The following is a 17,807-nucleotide window of genomic DNA, read 5'->3' on the forward strand; positions in this document are numbered from 1 at the left end:
TTCGACACAGGCCGTGGCAAAAACGACTTAATCCCCTCCGTCCCCTTTTTAAAGAAAAACCCCGGCCGGAGCCGGGGTTTTCATTTCAGTCGTGCCGGTGATCAGCCGCCGCGCGGGCCGCTGCGGCGCGGGCCGCCCGGTCCGCGGTTGCCACCGGGGCCGCCCGGACCACGGTTCCCACCCGGGCCGCCAGGGCCGCGATTGCCGCCCGGGCCACGGTTGCCGCCGCCCGGACCACGACCGCCCGGACGCGCACCGTGCGCCGGCTTCGGGCTGCCGTAGGGGTTGAAGCCCGGCGTGGCGTGGTCGGACGGGAAGCTTGGGGCATTGCCCGGATGGCCGTACGGGTGCCTGTTGCCCTGGCCCTGCGAGCGGTTGCCGGCACCGGCCGGACGACCCTGGCCGCCTGCGCCGCCACGGCCTTCACCGCCGAAACCGCCACGGCCCTGCCCGCCACCGGCGCCTGCACCCGGACCCTTCGGCTTGCCGTACGGACGGCCCTGGCCGCCTGCACCCGGACCACGGGCACCGGGGCCGCGCGCGCCCGGACCGGCGTTGCGATGGCCGCTCGGGCCGGTGCTCACGCCATCCGGAACGTACCAGGTGCGGAATGCCGCCGGATTGCCTTCCGGCAGCGAGCGATCATTCTTCGGGGCGCGCTGCTTGAACGGCTTCTGCGACTGCTTGGCTGCCGCTTCACCGCTGACCGTCAGGCCGCCCTTGAAGCCGCCACCCTTGCCGCCGCGACCACGGCCGCGGTCTTCGCGGACGTTGTCGAAACGGCGCAGCTCGCGACCTTCGTCAGCGGTGTTGTGGCCATTGACGTAGGCATTGCCGCGGCCACCTTCGCGCACGCGCACGGTGGTCTTGGCGGCGCGGCGCTGGCCGATCACCGGCTGCAGCGTCAGCGCCGACGGTGCGCCTTCTTCCAGCTTCAGCTGCGCACGCAGCGCTTCCACCTGGGCGGTACCCAGTTCCACCGAATGGCCACGGGCCAGTTCGCGCGGCAGGCTAACCTTGCCGTAGCGGGTGCGCTTCAGGCGGCTGACCTGGCAGCCCTGCGATTCCCACAGGCGGCGCACTTCGCGGTTGCGGCCTTCCTTCACCACGACGCGGAACCAGTCGTGCGAATCGGTGCCACCGATGCGTTCGATCTCATCGAACTTGGCCGGACCGTCCTCCAGCGCGACGCCACGGCTGAGGCGGTCGACGATGGCGTCGGAGACCTTTTCCTCGCCTTCCGGCGCACGCACGCGCACCACGTACTCGCGCTCGACCTCGAACGACGGGTGCATCATGGCGTTGGCCAGTTCACCGTCGGTGGTGGCCAGCAGCAGGCCGGTGGTGTTGATGTCCAGGCGGCCGATGGCGATCCAGCGCGCGCCCTTCAGCGGCGGCAGCGATTCGAACACGGTCGGGCGGCCTTCGGGATCTTCGCGGGTGGTCACTTCGCCTTCAGGCTTGTTGTAGACCAGCACGCGCGACGGTTCGGACAGGGCGGTGGCGACGAAGCCGCGACCGTCCAGTTCGATCCTGTCGCCGCTCTTGACCGACATGCCGGTCTGCGCGACTTCACCGTTGACCTTGACCAGGCCCTCGGCAATGCGCTGTTCCAGCGCACGGCGCGAGCCGAGGCCGGCCTGGGCCAGCACCTTGTGCAGGCGCTCTTCCAGCTTGAACTGTTCGGAGGTGGCTTCGCGCTTCAGCGAGAGCTTGTTACGGGGGGTGTCACTCATCAGTTTTGCTCCGGCCGACGGTTTCGAGGTCGGCCTCTGGTTCGGAATCGGCTTGGTCAACAGCCACGGTCGTCATCGCGACGGCGTTGTCTTCGCGTTCGTTCAGGGGCACCGCGCGCTCGCCCGGCGCGGAATCGGGGTGCCCATCATCGAGGGGCGAAGGTGCTTGCTCATCGGTGGCCGACGCAGGCGCTGCATCGGCGGAATCGGGGGTGTCACTGCCGGCCAGGCCGGCGTCGTCGTTGGCGGCAGCGCCGTCGGCCGAGACGTCCGGTCCGTCGGCGCCGGCAACGGCCGGAGCATCGCGGTCCAGCGCCAGCTGCGGTTCCAGCTCGCCCAGGTCCTTCAGTTCCGACAGCGGCGGCAGTTCGTCCAGCCGCTTCAGCCCGAAGTAGTCCAGGAAGCCCTTGGTGGTGCCGAACAGTGCCGGCTTGCCGGGCACGTCGCGGTGGCCGACCACGCGGATCCATTCGCGTTCTTCCAGTGCCTGGATGATGTTGCTGCTGACCGCCACGCCGCGCACCTGTTCGATCTCGCCGCGGGTGATCGGCTGCCGGTAGGCGATCAGCGCCAGGGTTTCCAGGGTGGCACGGGTGTAGCGGGTCTTGCGTTCGGTCCACAGCCGGCTGATCCAGCCATGCACTTCGCTGGTGACCTGGTAGCGGAAGCCCGAAGCGACCTCGACCAGTTCCACGCCGCGTCCTTCGCAGGCCTCGCGCAGCCGTTCCAGCGCACGTTCGATGCTGCCCGGCGGTGCGGGCTCATCTTCCGGGAACAGGTCCTTCAGCTGGGCCAGGGTGAGCGGCTGGCTGGAGGCCAGCAGGGCACCCTCGACAATGCGGTCGATCAGCGATTGGTCCATCGGCACTCAGCGCTCACTCATTGGCATTGGCGGCGTCGTTGTCGTCAAACTCGCTGCTGAACTGCAGCGGGGCGTTGGTGTTGCCGGCCGCCAGCGACTTGACGTAGATCGGCGCCAGCGGTTCTTCCTGGACGATGTCCAGCAGCTGTTCCTTGGCCAGCTCCAGCACCGCCAGGAACGTGACCAGCACGCCCAGCTTGCCTTCTTCGGCCGTGAACAGCCCTTCGAAGCGATAGAACCTGCCGTCTTCCAGGCGGCCGAGTACCTCGCCCATGCGTTGCCGCACGCTCAGTGCCTCGCGCTTGATGGCGTGGCCGCTGAACAGCTCGGCGCGCTTGAGCACGTCGTGCAGCGCCAGCAGCATTTCCTTCAGGTCCACCGGCGGCGGCAGCTTCACCGTGGCGCGCTCGGGCATGAAGGCATGCGCCACCGTGGTGTCGCGGTCCTGGCGGGGCAGGGCGTCGATGTCCTCGGCGGCCTGCTTGAAACGTTCGTACTCCTGCAGCCGGCGCACCAGCTCGGCGCGCGGGTCGGCCTCATCGCCTTCCTCGCTGACCGGGCGCGGCAGCAGCATCCGCGACTTCACCTCGGCCAGGATCGCGGCCATCACCAGGTACTCGGCCGCCAGCTCGAAGCGCAGCTCGCGCATCACGGTGATGTATTCCACGTACTGCCGGGTGATTTCGGCCACGGGAATGTCCAGCACATCCAGGTTCTGGCGGCGGATCAGGTACAGCAGCAGGTCCAGCGGGCCTTCGAAGGCGTCCAGGATGACTTCCAGCGCGTCCGGCGGGATGTACAGGTCCTGCGGGATCTGCAGGACCGGTTGCCCATGCACCACGGCCAGCGGCATTTCCTGCTGCTGGGGGGCGGGCGGCCGGGTTGGCGGGTTCGCGTCAAGCGCGAGTTCGGAAGTCATCTAATGGACATCAGGATTGCAACGGACCAGTCGCGGCACCGGGTTCGCCGGGCCAACGCCACGGCGCCCCAGGGCACCAGACACGCCGGGATCGGCGCGATTCCACACATATCAAACAGCAGGACGCGCCGCAGGAGACGGCAGCGACAGAACTACGGGGAGGTCGTCTACGTGGCCCGGCCAGGTGGTCCGGTTCGAAGCAGCGGGACGGTCGTCGGGGGCTGCATTGGCCGCAGAAACCGACGGGCTGCTGCATCCAGCCACGTGCAATGGTGTCTAGGGTAAGCCTTTGTCGCGCCAGTGTCCAGCCGGGCTGGGGCCAGGGCGGCATTGGCTAGAATCTGCGCACCCGACAACGCAAGCGAGGAAATGCCGTGTGGTATGTGATTGAAGGCTATGACGGCCAGGACGTGCTGGCACAGCGACTGCAGGCACGTCCGGAACACCTGGCGCGCCTGCACGCGCTGCGCGACGAAGGCCGCCTGCTGCTGGCCGGACCGTGCCCGGCAGTAGACAGCGAGGACCCGGGCCCGGCCGGCTTCAGTGGTTCGGTGGTGATCGCGCAGTTCGAGTCGCTCGTGCAGGCCCAGGCCTGGGCTGATGCCGACCCTTACGTAGCCGCGGGCGTCTACACCCATGTACAGGTGCGTCCGTTCCGCAAGGTCCTGCCGTGAACGCGGAGCGGATCGAGCGGATGCGTGACGCACTGCAGCAGGCGCTGGCCCCCAGCGTGCTGGAAATCGAAGACGACAGTCATCGTCATGCCGGCCATGCCGGTGCGCGCGATGGCCGCGGCCATTTCAACGTGCATGTGGTCAGTGAACGCTTCGCCGGACTGGGTCCACTGGCCCGGCATCGCGCGGTCTATGCCGCGCTGGGCGCGATGATGGAGACCGACATCCACGCGCTGTCCATTCGCGCATTGACCCCGTCAGAACAGGGCTGAGCCCTTGTCCCACACTGTCCTGGCGGGTCCGTCAGCGGGCCCGCCACAGACAGATTTCCATGTCCATTTCAGGACATTCGCCTAACGGACTGTTTACAAGCCCAGATGGAAACGCTTACATTCCGCGCCAATGCTGGTAGGTCCAAGCCGTGGAGGGCGGCTTCGTGAACAAGGCAGCTATCACAATCAAAGACGTCGCTCGCGAAGCCCGGGTCTCCGTGGCCACGGTTTCCCGCGCGCTCAACGGGCATGAAAATGTCGCCGAACCGGTCCGCCAGCTTGTGCTGGAGGTGGCCGCACGGTTGCGTTACACCCCGCACGCCGCCGCCCGCAGCCTGAGCAGCCGCCGCACCAACACGGTGGGCGTGGTGCTGCCTGACCTGTACGGCGAATTCTTCTCCGAGTTGATGCGCGGCATCGATGGCGTGGCCCGCAACCGCCGCCAGCACCTGCTGGTGTCCAGCTACCACGGCGACCAGGAACAGCAGGGCGCCGCCCTGCGTGCCATGCGCGGCCGCGTCGACGGCCTGCTTGTGCTCTCGCCGTACGCCGAGAGCCCGGGCTTCCTGACCGACAACCTGCCGCAGTCGCTGCCGACGGTGTTGATCAATACCTATCTGCCCGGGCAGGACCACCCGGTGCTGAGCATCGATGACCACGCAGGTGCGATGGCGATGACCCGCCACCTGCTGGACGCCGGCCACCGTCGCATCGCTTTCATTTCTGGCCCGGATCTCAACTTCGACGCGCGCGAGCGCCTGCGCGGCTTCCGTGACGCGCTGGTGGCTTTTGGCGGTGGCGCCGAAGGCATCGAGTTGCCCGGTGATTTCGACGAAGCTTCCGGCCATCGTGCCGGTCAGGAGTTGCTGGCAGCCGGAGCGCTGCCCGATGCCGTATTCGCCGCCAACGACATGATGGCCCTGGGGTGCCTGTATGCATTCACCCAGGCCGGCGTCCGTGTGCCCGCCGATGTTGCCCTGGCGGGTTTCGATGACATTCCACTGGCGCGTTTCGTCCACCCGTCGCTGACCACCATGCAGGTCAGCATCGCCGAGCTCGGCGACCGGGCCATGACGCGTCTGATGCAGTTGATGGACGGCACCTCCACGGATGGGGCAGGGGACAAGCAGACCCTGGTTCCCCGCTTGATTGTTCGCGATTCCACCACTCCGCCATCCGGCCGTTGAAGCCAGAGGCGTTCCTTCTTTTTTGATTGATCGCAGGGACCGCGCAAGCGGTTACCGCCACCCGGAGATTGAGTTGATGATGCATACCACCTTCCGCATGCCGGCGCGCCGGCTGCTGAGCACCGCACTGGTCAGCTGCCTGATGCTGGCTGCCGCCCCCAACGTCATGGCGCAGTCGGCCAACGCCAGCCTGCGCGGCCAGGTTGCCGGCGCCCAGGCAGGCACCGAAGTGACCGCCACCAACGTGGCCACCGGTACCGTCCGCCGTGGCACCATCCGCGCCGACGGCAGCTACTCGCTGATGGGCCTGGATCCGGGCACCTACAACGTGGTCGCCAACGGCCAGACCCAGAAGGTCACCGTCACCGTGGCGTCGACCGCGACGCTGAACTTCGCCGGCGCAGCCAGCAGCACCCCGGGCTCGACCGCGGCCACCAACCTGGATACCGTCAATGTTGTTGCGCCGACCCTGCTGCAGGAAGTGCGTACCTCCGAAGTCGGCAAGACCGTCAGCCTGCAGCAGATCCAGACCACCCCGCAGGTGTCGCGCAACTTCCTGGAGTTCGCCGACGCGGTGCCGGGCCTGATCTTCACCCGCGACGCCAAGGGCAACACCTCGCTGCGCGGCGGCGCCACCAATGCCGACGGCACCAATGTGTACATCGACGGTGTGGGCCAGAAGAGCTACGTCAAGGGCGGCGGCGTGGCCGGCCAGTCCGGCAGCGCCGGCAACCCGTTCCCGCAGCTGGCCATCGGCGAATACAAGGTCATCAGCGGCAACTACAAGGCCGAGTATGGCCAGGTGTCGAGCGCCGCGGTGACGGCTGCAACCAAGTCCGGCACCAATGAGTTCAAGGGTGAGGCGTTCTACCGCTACACCGATGAAGACATGCGTGCCAAGACCCCGGCCGAGCGCCAGGGTGGCAAGGAGAAGATGGTCTCGGCCGAGAAGGAATACGGCTTCGCCCTGGGCGGCCCGATCATCCAGGACAAGGCGCACTTCTTCGTGACCTACGAAGCCAAGCGCTTCGACCTGCCGGTCACCATCGCGCCGGATGGCGCGGTCACCGGCGCTGCCGGCCTGCTGCCGCCGGCCGGCGCCGCCGGCCTTGGCCCGGCCAGCCAGCCGTTCCAGCAGGACCTGATCTTCGGCAAGATCGACTTCGAGCCGACCGACAACGATCGCATCGAGCTGACCTTCCAGGACCGCGACGAAACCCAGTCGCAGTTCAGTGGCCAGACCTCGCCGGAAGCCGGCCGTGAAGTGGTCAACACCGACCGTCGTTACGCCCTGCGCTGGAACCACAGCGGTGAGCGCTACTACAACGAGTTGATGGTCACCCACGAAGACTCGTTCAACAACCCGACCCCGCTGACGCTGGCCAACGGCATCACCTACACCGCACCGGACGGCCCCGAAGACCGCACCATCGTGAAGATCGGTGGCGCCTCGGCACTGGATTCGCAGGTGAAGGGCCAGAAGGGCTGGTCGATCGAAGACAACCTGACCCTGGATGGCATCCAGTGGGCCGGTGACCACACCATCAAGATGGGCGTGAAGTACAAGGCGATCGATCTGTACGCATCCGATGCGGCGCAGATCAACCCGACCTTCACCTACTCGCTGGGCGATCCGGACTTCCCCGATTCCATTCCGTACAAGGCGCAGTTCGTCAAGCCGGTGACCGGCGTGACCGGCGTGTCCGGCGAAGTGCGTTCGAAGTCCAAGCAGTACGGCGTGTTCATCCAGGACGACTGGCAGGTCAACGACCACCTGCAGCTGAACATCGGCCTGCGCTGGGACTACGAGAAGACCCCGTCCTACCTGGACTTCGTGACCCCGCAGCAGGTGGTCGACGCCATCTATTCGCAGGATCCGCGCGCCCCCGCCGGCCAGACCTATGCCGATTCGCTGGCACTGGGCGGCCTGGACATCAGCGACTACATCAGCAACGGCCACAACCGCAAGGCATTCAAGGATGCCTGGCAGCCGCGCCTGGGCTTCTCGTATGACATCAATGCCGACGAGCAGCACGTGATCCACGGTGGTGCCGGCCGTTCCTACGACCGTGACCTGTTCGACAACCTGCAGCTGGAAACCACCAAGCTGGCCCTGCCGCAGCCAACCATCTACTTCCGCAACCCGGCCACTGGCGCCTGCATCAACGGCCAGGCCGCCTGCTATGACTGGAACCCGAACCTGCTCAACGGCATCGGCAACCTGCAGGCACTGGTCGGCGCGACCAGCAATGCCGGGCTGGAGGTTGACCTGCTGAACAACAAGCTGAAGGCGCCGTACTCCGATCAGTTCAGCCTGGGCATGAGCAACCAGATCGGCGACTGGCTGACCGATGCCACCATCGCTCGTACCCTGAGCTACGACGGCTTCGCCTTCACCCTGGGCAACCGCTACCCGACCGGCCAGTTCTTCGATGATCCGCGCCTGTGCGGCGGCACCTCCGCAGGCCTGAGCCAGGCCTGGAGCTGCAACGTGCCGGGCTTCGGCAGCCTGATCATCGGCCAGCAGGGCATCAAGACCCGCGCCACCCAGGTCCTGTTGTCGGCACAGAAGCCGTTCACCAAGGAAAGCGGCTGGGGCACCTCGATCGCCTATACCTGGACCACTGCGCGCCATAACCGCGACATCAACGAGAAGTATGCGTTCGATCGCGGCCTGATCGGTGACTACCCGACCATCCGCTCCAACGGCGCGCCGCGCCACCGCCTGGTGGTGACCGGTTCCTACGCGGGCTTCTGGGGCATCACTTTCGGCGGCAAGATCACCCTGGCCACCCCGACCGCCGTCAACGACTGGTACCCGGTGATGCAGGCCAGCGGCTACACCCTGCCGACCCCGCAGGCGGCCGTGCCCAACGCCACCGGCAAGTTCCTGGTGGGTGGCAAGATCTTCGGCTACCGTTCGGTCGACCTGCAGGCGACGAAGACGTTCAAGCTGGCGGGCAACACCGAGCTGTACGCCCGCCTGGACATCATCAACGTGTTCAACTTCGACAACTTCTCCACCTACAACTACGTCAAGACCAACGGCAAGCTGCAGGCCAGCTACAACGAGACCGGCGACATCATCGGTACTCCGCGCCAGGTCAAGGCCGAAGTGGGCTTCCGCTTCTAAGCCCGGGCGGTGATGCATGACCCGATGCCGCCGGCTCGCTGGCGGCATCGGTCAAAACGGCAATGGCCGGCCCTGTGCCGGTCCATTGCCCACGCCGCTGCCGGCCAGGGGGCAGCGGCGTGGGCAATGATCGCGGTGTCAAGCCACGTTTTTCGTGGTTTTTTAAGAACGCACCTTGTAAACGATTTCAGATCATTGGACGTTATGCTTTCCCATCGATCAGACCACCGGAGGAACCGCGCCATGCAGGCACGCCATCTGTTGTCCGCCGCAGCGCTGAGCCTGGCCGTGGCCGCCTGCCAGCCGGCCCAGCAGGAACCTGCCAAGCCCCGCCCGCCGGTGATCCTGATCGAGGCCGACGCACCGCCGCGGCCGATGAAGCCGGAGCTTCCGCCGCTGTTCGATGACATCGAACGCCGCACCTTCCAGTTCTTCTGGGACACCACCAACGAAGTGAACGGCCTGACCCCGGACCGCTACCCGTCACGGCCGTTCGCCAGCATCGCCTCGGTCGGTTTCGCGTTGACTGCCTATCCGATCGGCATAGAAAACGGCTGGGTCAGCCGCAACCAGGCCATCGACCGCACGCTGACCACGCTGAAGTTCTTCCGCGATGTGCCGATGGGCCCGCAGCGCACCGGCAAGGCCGGCTACAAGGGCTTCTACTACCACTTCCTGGACATGCAGGAAGGCCGTCGCTACGACAGCTGGGTCGAACTGTCCTCGGTGGATACCGCACTGCTGATGATGGGCGTGCTGTTCGCGCAGTCGTACTACGACGGCGATGATCCGCGCGAGAAGGAGATCCGCCAGATCGCCGACACCTTGTACAAGAAGGTGGACTGGCCGTGGCTGCAGCAGCGTGCGCCGCTGATCTCGATGGGCTGGTTCCCCGAGAGCGGCTTCATCGACCACGACTGGATGGGCTACAACGAGGCGATGATGGTCTACATCCTTGCCCTGGGGTCGCCCACGCACCCGGTCAGCCCGGATGCGTGGACGGTGTGGACGCGCACCTACGACAACGACTGGGGTGTTTACCAGGGCCAGGAATACCTGTCCTTCGGCCCGCTGTTCGGCCACCAGTACAGCCACGTCTGGATCGACTTCCGCGATATCCAGGACGCATACATGCGCGAGCGCGGCAGCACCTATTTCCTCAACAGCCGCTCGGCTGCGCTGGCCCAGCGCGAATACGCCATCGCCAACCCGATGCAGTGGAAGGAGTATGGCGAGAATGTGTGGGGCCTGACCGCCAGCGATGGCCCGCAGAACACCACGCAGGAGTACCGCGGCGAGCAGCGCCAGTTCCGCCATTACTCCTCGCGCGGCGCTGGGCTGCGCGAGAATTTCGATGACGGCACCATCGCCCCGACTGCTGCGATCGCCTCGGTGGTGTTTGCGCCGGAGCAGGTGATCCCGGCCACGCTGGAAATGCACAAGCGCTACGGCGACTACATCTATTCCAGCTATGGCTTCCTGGATTCATTCAACCCCAGCTTCAACTACGACATCCCGATCAAGACCGGCCGCCTGGTGCCGGATCGCGGCTGGGTCGCCAGCGATTACATCGCCATCGACCAGGGACCGATCCTGACCATGATCGCCAACTACCGCAACGATTTCGTGTGGGAGGTGATGAAGAAGAACCCCTACATCCGCAAGGGACTGGAGCGGGCAGGGTTCAGCGGTGGCTGGCTGGCGCCGGAAGGCGCGTTCCAGCCGCTGGAGCTGCAGAAGGACGAAAAGGCCGCGGCGGCACGCGCGGTGGGTATCGCCGAATCACGCGCGGCTGCCGCGCAGGAACAGAAAAACAATGCCAACCGCAACACAGGGCAGGGGAAGTAACCCGGTGCCGAACTGGATCGACCGCCTGCGCCGCTGGGCGCTGCCCGCCCTGGCCGCTTTGGCCGTGGCCGGCTGCGCCCGCACCGAGCCTGGAACCACCACCGTGCGCTTCTGGGCGATGGGTCGCGAAGCCGAGGTGGTCAGCGAGCTGATCCACGAGTTCGAGGCCGAGAACCCCGGCATCAAGGTGGATGTGCAGAACATCCCGTGGACGGCAGCGCACGAGAAACTGCTGACCGCGTTCGCTGCCGATGGCCTGCCGGATGTCTGCCAGCTCGGAAACACCTGGGTGCCCGAGTTCGCCGAGCTCGATGCGCTGACACCGCTGCAGCCGTTCGTCGATCACTCGGCGGTCGTTGATGAAAAGGACTACTTCCAGGGCATCTGGGATACCAACGTGATCCACGGCGAGCTGGTGGGCGTGCCGTGGTACGTCGATACACGCCTGATCTACTACCGCAAGGACCTGCTGGCCAAGGCCGGCTACGACCACCCGCCGCGTACCTGGGCCGAGTGGGACGAGCAGATGGCGGCGATCAAGCGCATGCAGGGTCCGAACCGCTATGCGGTGCTGATGCCGATCAATGAGTTCGAGCAGCAGTTGTCCTTGGCACTGCAGCAACCCGATGCGCTGCTGCGCGACGATGACACCCGCGGCAATTTCGCCAGCCCGGGGTTCCGCCGCACGCTGGCCTTCTACGCCAACATGTTCGAGCAGGGCTGGGCGCCGAAAATGTCCGAGACGCAGATCTCCAACGTCTGGGACGAGTTCTTCCGCGGCTTCAACGTGTTCTACATCTCCGGCCCCTGGAACATCCGCGAGTTCAAGAAGCTGCAGCCGAAGGAACTGGAAGGGCAGTGGGGCACCGCGGCGCTACCGGGTCCGGACGGCCCCGGCGCCGGCATCGCCGGTGGTACCAGCCTGGTGATCTTCCGCAAGTCGCAGCAGAAGGAAGCGTCGTGGAAGCTGATCGAGTTCCTGTCGCGGCCGCAGATCCAGGCGCGTTTCCATTCGATCATCGGCGACCTGCCGCCGCGCCGCAGTACCTGGAACGCACCGTCGCTGGCCAACGATCCGCTGGCAGCGGCATTCCGTGACCAGCTGGAGCGAGTCAAGCCGACGCCGAAGGTGCTCGAATGGGAGCGCATCGTGCAGGAAATGCGCATCGTCACCGAGAAGGTGGTGCGCGGTGGCCTGCCGCAGGACAAGGCCGTGGAAGAACTGGACCAGCGCGTGGACAAGGTGCTGGCCAAGCGCCGCTGGATGCATGAACAACAACGCCTGCAGCAGCGCGCGCCGTCGTCGCAGTCCAGCAGTGCCGTAGCCGCCGGGAGCGCGCAATGAAACGTACTTCGCTTGCCGGCTGGATCTTCGCCGGGCCCTCGTTGATCGTGCTGGGCGTGTTCTTCGGCCTGCCGGTGGCTTCGGCGCTGGCGCTGAGCGTGACCGACTTCGACCTGTATGCCCTGGCTGACAGCAGCAACCTGCGGTTTGTCGGCCTCGGCAACTACATCGACCTGCTGCAGACACCGATGTTCTGGAAGTCGCTGTGGAACACCACCTACTTCGTGTTGATCGGTGTGCCCTTGTCGATCAGCGTGTCGCTGGGCGCGGCGATGCTGCTGAATGCACCGGCCACGCGCTTCAAGGCGCTGTTCCGCACCGCGCTGTTCGCGCCGGTGGTGACCACGCTGGTGGCGGTGGCGGTGATCTGGCGCTACCTGTTCCATACCAGCTACGGCCTGGTGAACTACGGCCTGGGCCATTTGGGCATCAGCCCGATCGACTGGCTGGGCGATCCCAACTGGGCGATGCCGACCATCATGCTGTTCGCAGTGTGGAAGAACTTCGGCTACAACATGGTGATCTTCCTGGCCGGCCTGCAGGCGATCCCGCATGACCTGTACGAGGCCGCGCGCATCGACGGCGCCTCGCGCTGGAAGCAGTTCCTGCACATCACCCTGCCGATGCTCGGCCCGGTGCTGCTGGTGGTCGGGGTGATCACCGTGTCCGGCTACTTCCAGCTGTTCGCCGAGCCGTATGTCATGACCCGCGGCGACCCGCTGCAGAGCACCGTCAGCGTGCTGTATTTCATGTTCGAGGAAGGCTTCAAGTGGTGGAACCTGGGACGCGCCTCCGCGGTGGCGTTCCTGCTGTTCCTGATCATCCTGGCGGTGACCACCGTGATGCTGCGTTTCGGCCGCAAGAGGCAGTTGGTATGAGTCGTGAAATCGGCCAGTCGCGCTGGTACCCGTGGATGATCAATGGCGCGTTGCTGGTCCTGGCCCTGGTCAGCCTGGCACCGCTGCTGTGGATGCTCTCGGTCTCGTTCATGCCGCAGGGCGAGGCCAGCCATTTCCCGCCGCCGCTGCTGCCTTCGAGCATCACCACGCACAACTACCATGAGTTGTTCGCGCGTACCGGCATGGGTGGCAACTTCGCCAACAGCCTGCTCGTCTCGCTGGCGATCACCTTTGGCTCGCTGTTGTTCAACACCATGGCCGGCTATGCGTTCGCCAAGCTCAACTTCGTCGGCCGCGAGCGCCTGTTCCAGGTGCTGATGGCGGCGCTGGTGATTCCAGCGCAGGTGGCGATGCTGCCGCTGTTCCTGCTGATGAAGCAGCTGGGCCTGGTCAACAGCTTTGGTGGGGTGATCGTGCCGGCGCTGGCCAGCGTGTTCGGCATCTTCCTGGTGCGTCAGTACGCGCGTTCGATCCCGGACGAGCTGCTTGAAGCGGCGCGTATCGACGGGGCAGGGGAGCTGCGCATCTTCTTCCAGATCGTGCTGCCGATGCTCAAGCCGGTGCTGGTGACCCTGGCGATCTTCACCTTCATGGGCGCATGGAACGATTTCATGTGGCCGCTGATCGTGTTGACCGATCAGGAGCACTACACTTTGCCGGTGGCGCTGGCCACCCTCTCGCGCGAGCACATCATGGACGTGGAAATGATGATGGCCGGCGCGGTGGTCACCGTGGTCCCGGTGCTGGCGCTGTTCCTGGTGCTGCAGCGGTACTACATCCAAGGTCTGTTGCTGGGGAGCGTCAAGGGATGAAGCGAGCGATCGCCGTTGGACTGGGCCTGCTGTGGACCTCCCTGGCGATCGCCGCGCCACCGGCGCTGCCGGCACCGAAGGTGCTGGACGACTTCGACGACGTCGCGGCCTGGAAGCTGGTGTTGTCCGACCAGGTCAGCGGTTCGCTGCGCCCGGTCAGTGGCGCTGGCGGCGGCCGCGCGCTGTGCCTGGACTATGACTTCCACGATGTCTCCGGCTACGTCGGCATCCGCCGCGCGCTGAACATCGAATACCCGGTCAATTACCGCTTCGGCTTCCAGTTGCGCGGTGATTCACCGGGCAACGACCTGCAGTTCAAGTTGATCGATGCCAGCGGTGACAACGTCTGGTGGGTCAATCGTCCCGGCTACAGTTTCCCCAAGGGCTGGACGCCGGTCGAGTACCGCCGCCGCCAGATCGACAAGGCGTGGGGTCCCTCGCCCGAGAAGGAGATGGCGCGCAGCGCCGCAGTCGAGTTCACGATCTACAGCAAGGTCGGCGGCCGCGGCACCGTATGCTTCGACAGGCTGACCCTGCAGGGGCTGCCACCGCAGGATGATTCGGCGCTGGTGCCGTCGGTGATTGCCGATACCGCCACCGCGCTGCAGGACCGCATGATCGACGGCAAGAGCGACACGTTCTGGATCAGCGGTGGCGTCAAGCAGCAGACCATCAGCCTGGACCTGTACAAGAGCCGCGAGATCGGCGGTGTCGTGATCGATTGGCTGCCGAACCTGGAAGCCAATCGCTACACCGTGCGGACGTCCGAGGATGGCCGGGATTGGCGCATCGTGCGCGAAGTGACCAGCGGTGCCGGTGGCCGCGACTGGCTTGCCCTGCCGGATACCGACGCGCGCTACGTGCGTTTCGATCTGCGCGATGGCCCGAACTGGCGCTATGGCATCCGTGACATCGCACTCAAGCCGCTGGCGTTCGCCGCCACGCCCAATGCCTTCCTGTCCTCGGTAGCCGCCGATCTGCCGCGCGGTTCGTTGCCGCGCGCGTATGTGGGCGAACAGCCCTACTGGACCCTGCTCGGCCTCGATGGTGGCCAGGAGCAGGCGCTGATCAGCGAAGATGGCGCGCTGGAGCCGGCCAAGGGCAGCTTCAGCATCGAGCCGTTCATCCGCCTGGACGGCAAGCTGCTGGACTGGTCGAAAGTGGCTATCACTCAGTCGCTGCAGGATCACTACCTGCCGATCGCCACCGTCGACTGGGTGCATGAGAAGGCCGGACTCTCGGTGACCGGTTTCGTGCAGGGCACGCCCGAGCGTGCGCAGCTGATCGGCCGCTACCGGCTGAGCAATCCGGACAAGGTCGCGCACGAATACACCCTGGCACTGGCGATACGGCCGTGGCAGGTCAATCCGCCCACCCAGTTCCTTAATACCATCGGAGGCTTCAGCCGGATTGATGCCCTGGATGTAGGTGAGCAGCTGGTTCGGGTCAACGGTGAGCCGCGGATCTATCCGCTGCAGATACCGGACGCGCGCTTTGCCAGTACGTTCGATGGCAAGCTCGATGCGATGCATCTGGAAAGCGGCACGTACCCGGCGACCACGGCGGTGAAGGACAGCACCGGCATGGCGTCGGGTGCGCTGGTGTACACGATCAGGCTGGAGCCCGGGCAGAACCGTGAGGTGGCGGTGGTGCTGCCACAGACCGGTGGCTGGGCGCCGCAGGCGCTGGATGTGGCCAAGGCGCAGGCGCAGGTGGCCGAGCAATGGCGGAAGAAGCTGGGCGTGGTTTCGCTGCAGGTGCCTGCTGCAGGCCAGCCACTGGCCGATACCCTGCGCACGGCGGTGGCGCACATGCTGATCTCGCGTGTCGGACCGCGCCTGCAGCCGGGCACGCGGTCGTATGCGCGCAGCTGGATCCGCGACGGCGCGATGATCTCCGAGGGCCTGCTGCGCATGGGGCGCAGTGATGCGGTGCGCGATTACATCAACTGGTATGCGCCGTACCAGTTCGAAAACGGCAAGGTGCCGTGCTGCGTCGACGCGCGCGGCAGCGACCCGGTGCCGGAGAACGACAGCCATGGCGAGCTGATCTACAGCATCGCCGAGTATGGGCGCTACACCGGCGACAGCACGTTCACCGAGCTGATGTGGCCGCACGTGCAGGGCGCCTACAACTACATGGAGCAGCTGCGCGCCAGCGAGCGCACCGAGGAAAACCGCGCGCGCAACCCGGCGTTCTACGGGATGATGCCGGCCTCGATCAGCCATGAAGGCTATTCGGCCAAGCCGATGCATTCCTACTGGGACAACTTCTGGGCGCTGCGCGGCTACAAGGACGCGGCGCTGCTGGCGACCCAGCTGGGCAAGGTCGAGGCGACGCAGATCGCCGAATCGCGCGACCAGTTCCGTGCTGACCTGCAGGCCTCGCTGCTGTCGGCGATGCAGCAGCACAACATCGATTACCTGCCGGGCTCGGCCGAGCTGGGCGACTTCGACGCGACCTCCACCACGATCGCGCTTGCCCCCGGCGGCGAGCAGGGCCGGCTGCCGCAGCAGGCGCTGGAGGCGACCTTCGAGCGCTACTGGAGCGAGTTCGTTGCCCGTCGCGATGGCAAGCGCGAGTGGAAGGATTACACCCCGTACGAATGGCGCAACGTGGCAGCGTTCGTGCGCCTGGGCTGGCGCGACCGCGCCTGGCAGGCCACCGAGTTCTTCTTCAGGGACCGCGCGCCACAGGCCTGGAACCAGTGGGCCGAAGTGGTCTCGCGCACGCCGCGCAAGCCGTTCTTCGTCGGTGACCTGCCGCACGCCTGGGTGGCTTCGGACTTCGTGCGCTCTGCGCTGGACATGTTCGCTTACAACCGTGATCTGGACGATGCGCTGGTACTGGCCGCTGGCGTGCCGACCGCGTGGCTGCAGGGCGAGGGCATTGCCGTGCAGGGCCTGCGCACGCCGCAGGGGCAGTTGAACTACCGCCTGCAGCGCAGCGACAAGCAGCTGGTGCTGGAGGTGCAACCGGGCCTGGTGCCACCGGTCGGTGGTGTGGTGCTGCCGTGGCCGTATGCCGGCGACCCGGGCGAGGCGAGCATCAACGGTGAAGCGGCCCAGTGGGTCAACAGAGAACTGCACGTGCACCAGCTGCCGGCGCGGATCGAGATCGACGTGCCGAGCGCAGTGCGCCGCGCCGAACGCAAGGGGCAGTAACGATGAAGCAGCAGCGGGCGAAGGTGCGCACGTCGGTGCGCGCCCTGGGGCTGGCCATTGCAATGGCATTGCCGGGCGTGATGATGGCGGCTGAACCGGCTGGCGCGACTGTGGCGCCCGACGTTGCCAGCGCGCCGGGCATGAGCATGGTCACCTTCAACCTGCACCACGACCGCGAAGACTGGCCGAGCCGGCGCCGCACCATCCTGGCCGAGCTCAAGCGCCTGCAGCCGGATGCGGTTGCCCTGCAGGAAGTGATCCAGCGCCGCAACGTGCGAAACCAGGCGCAATGGCTGGCCGGCCAACTCGGCTACAGGTATGTGTTCGTGTCCACCGATCCGGTCGCGGCACCCAAGCGCTACGGCAATGCGCTGCTGACCCGGCGGCCGATCCTCGCTCAGGGCGATCATCTGCTGCAGCCGCTGGACGACTACCGCACCGTGGCCCACCTGCGCATCGACGTCGACGGCACGCCGGTAAACATCTACGCCACGCATCTGAACGAGCGCAGCGACGAGAACGGGCAGCGCATCCGTCGCACCCAGGTCGAAGACCTGCTGCGCTTCATCACTGCAACCTCGGCCGGTGCACCGGTGGTGATCGCCGGCGACTTCAATGCACTGGTGGATGCCGGCGACCTGAGCGAGCTGCGCAGCCACTACGGCGACAGCTACGGCAGCGTGCATGTCAACACCGATCTGTCCGCGGTCAGTACGCTCAACCGTCACTATTACCAGGCGCCGTCGCGGATCGACCACATCTTCTTCCAGCAGGACGAGATGGTCGCACGCGAGGCGAAGATCCTGTTCGACCAGCCCGATGACAGCGGTCGCTGGGCCTCGGACCACTACGGCGTGTGGACCCGCCTGCAGTTCGCGCCGAAACCCTGACGCAGGCACGCTTGGGTAGGTGCCAACCTTGGTGGGCACGGTTCGGCCCGACGCACAAACAAAAAC

Annotated in this window: 13 protein-coding genes; 10 read left to right on the forward strand and 3 right to left on the reverse strand. The window is 66.1% G+C overall.

The features are described 5' to 3' along the window. Positions 1 to 101 precede the first annotated feature (101 nt). Genes BN1263_RS11200 through BN1263_RS11210 form a run of 3 tightly spaced genes read right to left on the reverse strand, consistent with a single transcriptional unit; the run spans position 102 to position 3,517 of the window. Positions 102 to 1,736, reverse strand: coding sequence for a pseudouridine synthase (locus BN1263_RS11200; RefSeq protein WP_021203003.1), 1,635 nt, complete (start codon positions 1,734 to 1,736; stop codon positions 102 to 104). Further along, positions 1,729 to 2,598: an SMC-Scp complex subunit ScpB gene (scpB, locus tag BN1263_RS11205; RefSeq protein WP_019660466.1), complete on the reverse strand. Its 870-nt coding sequence runs from the start codon at positions 2,596 to 2,598 to the stop codon at positions 1,729 to 1,731. Before scpB ends, BN1263_RS11200 begins: the two co-directional genes overlap by 8 nt. A gap of 13 nt (positions 2,599 to 2,611) precedes the next feature. Then, positions 2,612 to 3,517, reverse strand: coding sequence for a segregation and condensation protein A (locus tag BN1263_RS11210; RefSeq protein WP_019660465.1), 906 nt, complete (start codon positions 3,515 to 3,517; stop codon positions 2,612 to 2,614). 374 nt (positions 3,518 to 3,891) lie between these two features. Here BN1263_RS11210 and BN1263_RS11215 point away from each other — a divergent pair, with 374 nt between their 5' ends. From BN1263_RS11215 to BN1263_RS11260, 10 genes are all read left to right on the forward strand, one after another. After that, positions 3,892 to 4,191 carry a YciI family protein gene (locus BN1263_RS11215; protein ID WP_005410329.1) on the forward strand — a complete coding sequence of 100 codons (300 nt, stop codon included), beginning with the start codon at positions 3,892 to 3,894 and terminating at the stop codon, positions 4,189 to 4,191. A 20-nt stretch (positions 4,192 to 4,211) separates the two neighbouring features. Next, complete coding sequence (locus tag BN1263_RS11220; RefSeq protein WP_032963317.1) at positions 4,212 to 4,463, forward strand: BolA family protein; 252 nt, start codon at positions 4,212 to 4,214, stop codon at positions 4,461 to 4,463. A 149-nt stretch (positions 4,464 to 4,612) separates the two neighbouring features. Further along, on the forward strand, positions 4,613 to 5,650 hold the full coding sequence (locus tag BN1263_RS11225; RefSeq protein WP_019660462.1) for a LacI family DNA-binding transcriptional regulator: 1,038 nt from the start codon (positions 4,613 to 4,615) through the stop codon (positions 5,648 to 5,650). A gap of 76 nt (positions 5,651 to 5,726) precedes the next feature. After that, entirely contained in the window at positions 5,727 to 8,783 is a 3,057-nt protein-coding gene (locus BN1263_RS11230) for a TonB-dependent receptor (RefSeq protein WP_058981192.1), read from the forward strand. A 243-nt stretch (positions 8,784 to 9,026) separates the two neighbouring features. Next, positions 9,027 to 10,631 carry a glucoamylase family protein gene (locus BN1263_RS11235; RefSeq protein ID WP_019660460.1) on the forward strand — a complete coding sequence of 535 codons (1,605 nt, stop codon included), beginning with the start codon at positions 9,027 to 9,029 and terminating at the stop codon, positions 10,629 to 10,631. Next, entirely contained in the window at positions 10,600 to 11,976 is a 1,377-nt protein-coding gene (locus BN1263_RS11240) for a sugar ABC transporter substrate-binding protein (RefSeq protein ID WP_448226384.1), read from the forward strand. The genes BN1263_RS11235 and BN1263_RS11240 overlap by 32 nt, the downstream gene beginning before the upstream one ends. Beyond that, positions 11,973 to 12,854 carry a carbohydrate ABC transporter permease gene (locus BN1263_RS11245; RefSeq protein ID WP_058981196.1) on the forward strand — a complete coding sequence of 294 codons (882 nt, stop codon included), beginning with the start codon at positions 11,973 to 11,975 and terminating at the stop codon, positions 12,852 to 12,854. The genes BN1263_RS11240 and BN1263_RS11245 overlap by 4 nt, the downstream gene beginning before the upstream one ends. Continuing rightward, on the forward strand, positions 12,851 to 13,687 hold the full coding sequence (locus BN1263_RS11250; protein WP_058981198.1) for a carbohydrate ABC transporter permease: 837 nt from the start codon (positions 12,851 to 12,853) through the stop codon (positions 13,685 to 13,687). Before BN1263_RS11245 ends, BN1263_RS11250 begins: the two co-directional genes overlap by 4 nt. After that, the gene (locus BN1263_RS11255) at positions 13,684 to 16,851 is read left to right on the forward strand and encodes a discoidin domain-containing protein (RefSeq protein ID WP_058981200.1); all 3,168 of its coding nucleotides are present in this window, start codon (positions 13,684 to 13,686) and stop codon (positions 16,849 to 16,851) included. Before BN1263_RS11250 ends, BN1263_RS11255 begins: the two co-directional genes overlap by 4 nt. A 2-nt stretch (positions 16,852 to 16,853) precedes the next feature. Next, the gene (locus tag BN1263_RS11260; protein ID WP_058981202.1) at positions 16,854 to 17,741 is read left to right on the forward strand and encodes an endonuclease/exonuclease/phosphatase family protein; all 888 of its coding nucleotides are present in this window, start codon (positions 16,854 to 16,856) and stop codon (positions 17,739 to 17,741) included. Positions 17,742 to 17,807: the final 66 nt, after the last annotated feature.

It is taken from the genome of Stenotrophomonas thermophila, from assembly GCF_001499715.1.
Taxonomy (GTDB): domain Bacteria; phylum Pseudomonadota; class Gammaproteobacteria; order Xanthomonadales; family Xanthomonadaceae; genus Stenotrophomonas; species Stenotrophomonas hibiscicola.

Bases quoted from the DNA above. Each gene is read 5' to 3' on its own strand.
- scpB (WP_019660466.1), bottom strand. From the start codon at position 2,598: ATGGACCAATCGCTGATCGACCGCATTGTCGAGGGTGCCCTGCTGGCC.
- BN1263_RS11210 (WP_019660465.1), bottom strand. From the start codon at position 3,517: ATGACTTCCGAACTCGCGCTTGACGCGAACCCGCCAACCCGGCCGCCC.
- BN1263_RS11230 (WP_058981192.1), top strand. From the start codon at position 5,727: ATGATGCATACCACCTTCCGCATGCCGGCGCGCCGGCTGCTGAGCACC.
- BN1263_RS11240 (WP_448226384.1), top strand. From the start codon at position 10,600: ATGCCAACCGCAACACAGGGCAGGGGAAGTAACCCGGTGCCGAACTGG.
- BN1263_RS11250 (WP_058981198.1), top strand. From the start codon at position 12,851: ATGAGTCGTGAAATCGGCCAGTCGCGCTGGTACCCGTGGATGATCAAT.
- BN1263_RS11255 (WP_058981200.1), top strand. From the start codon at position 13,684: ATGAAGCGAGCGATCGCCGTTGGACTGGGCCTGCTGTGGACCTCCCTG.
- BN1263_RS11220 (WP_032963317.1), top strand. From the start codon at position 4,212: ATGCGTGACGCACTGCAGCAGGCGCTGGCCCCCAGCGTGCTGGAAATC.
- BN1263_RS11245 (WP_058981196.1), top strand. From the start codon at position 11,973: ATGAAACGTACTTCGCTTGCCGGCTGGATCTTCGCCGGGCCCTCGTTG.
- BN1263_RS11200 (WP_021203003.1), bottom strand. From the start codon at position 1,736: ATGAGTGACACCCCCCGTAACAAGCTCTCGCTGAAGCGCGAAGCCACC.
- BN1263_RS11260 (WP_058981202.1), top strand. From the start codon at position 16,854: ATGAAGCAGCAGCGGGCGAAGGTGCGCACGTCGGTGCGCGCCCTGGGG.
- BN1263_RS11235 (WP_019660460.1), top strand. From the start codon at position 9,027: ATGCAGGCACGCCATCTGTTGTCCGCCGCAGCGCTGAGCCTGGCCGTG.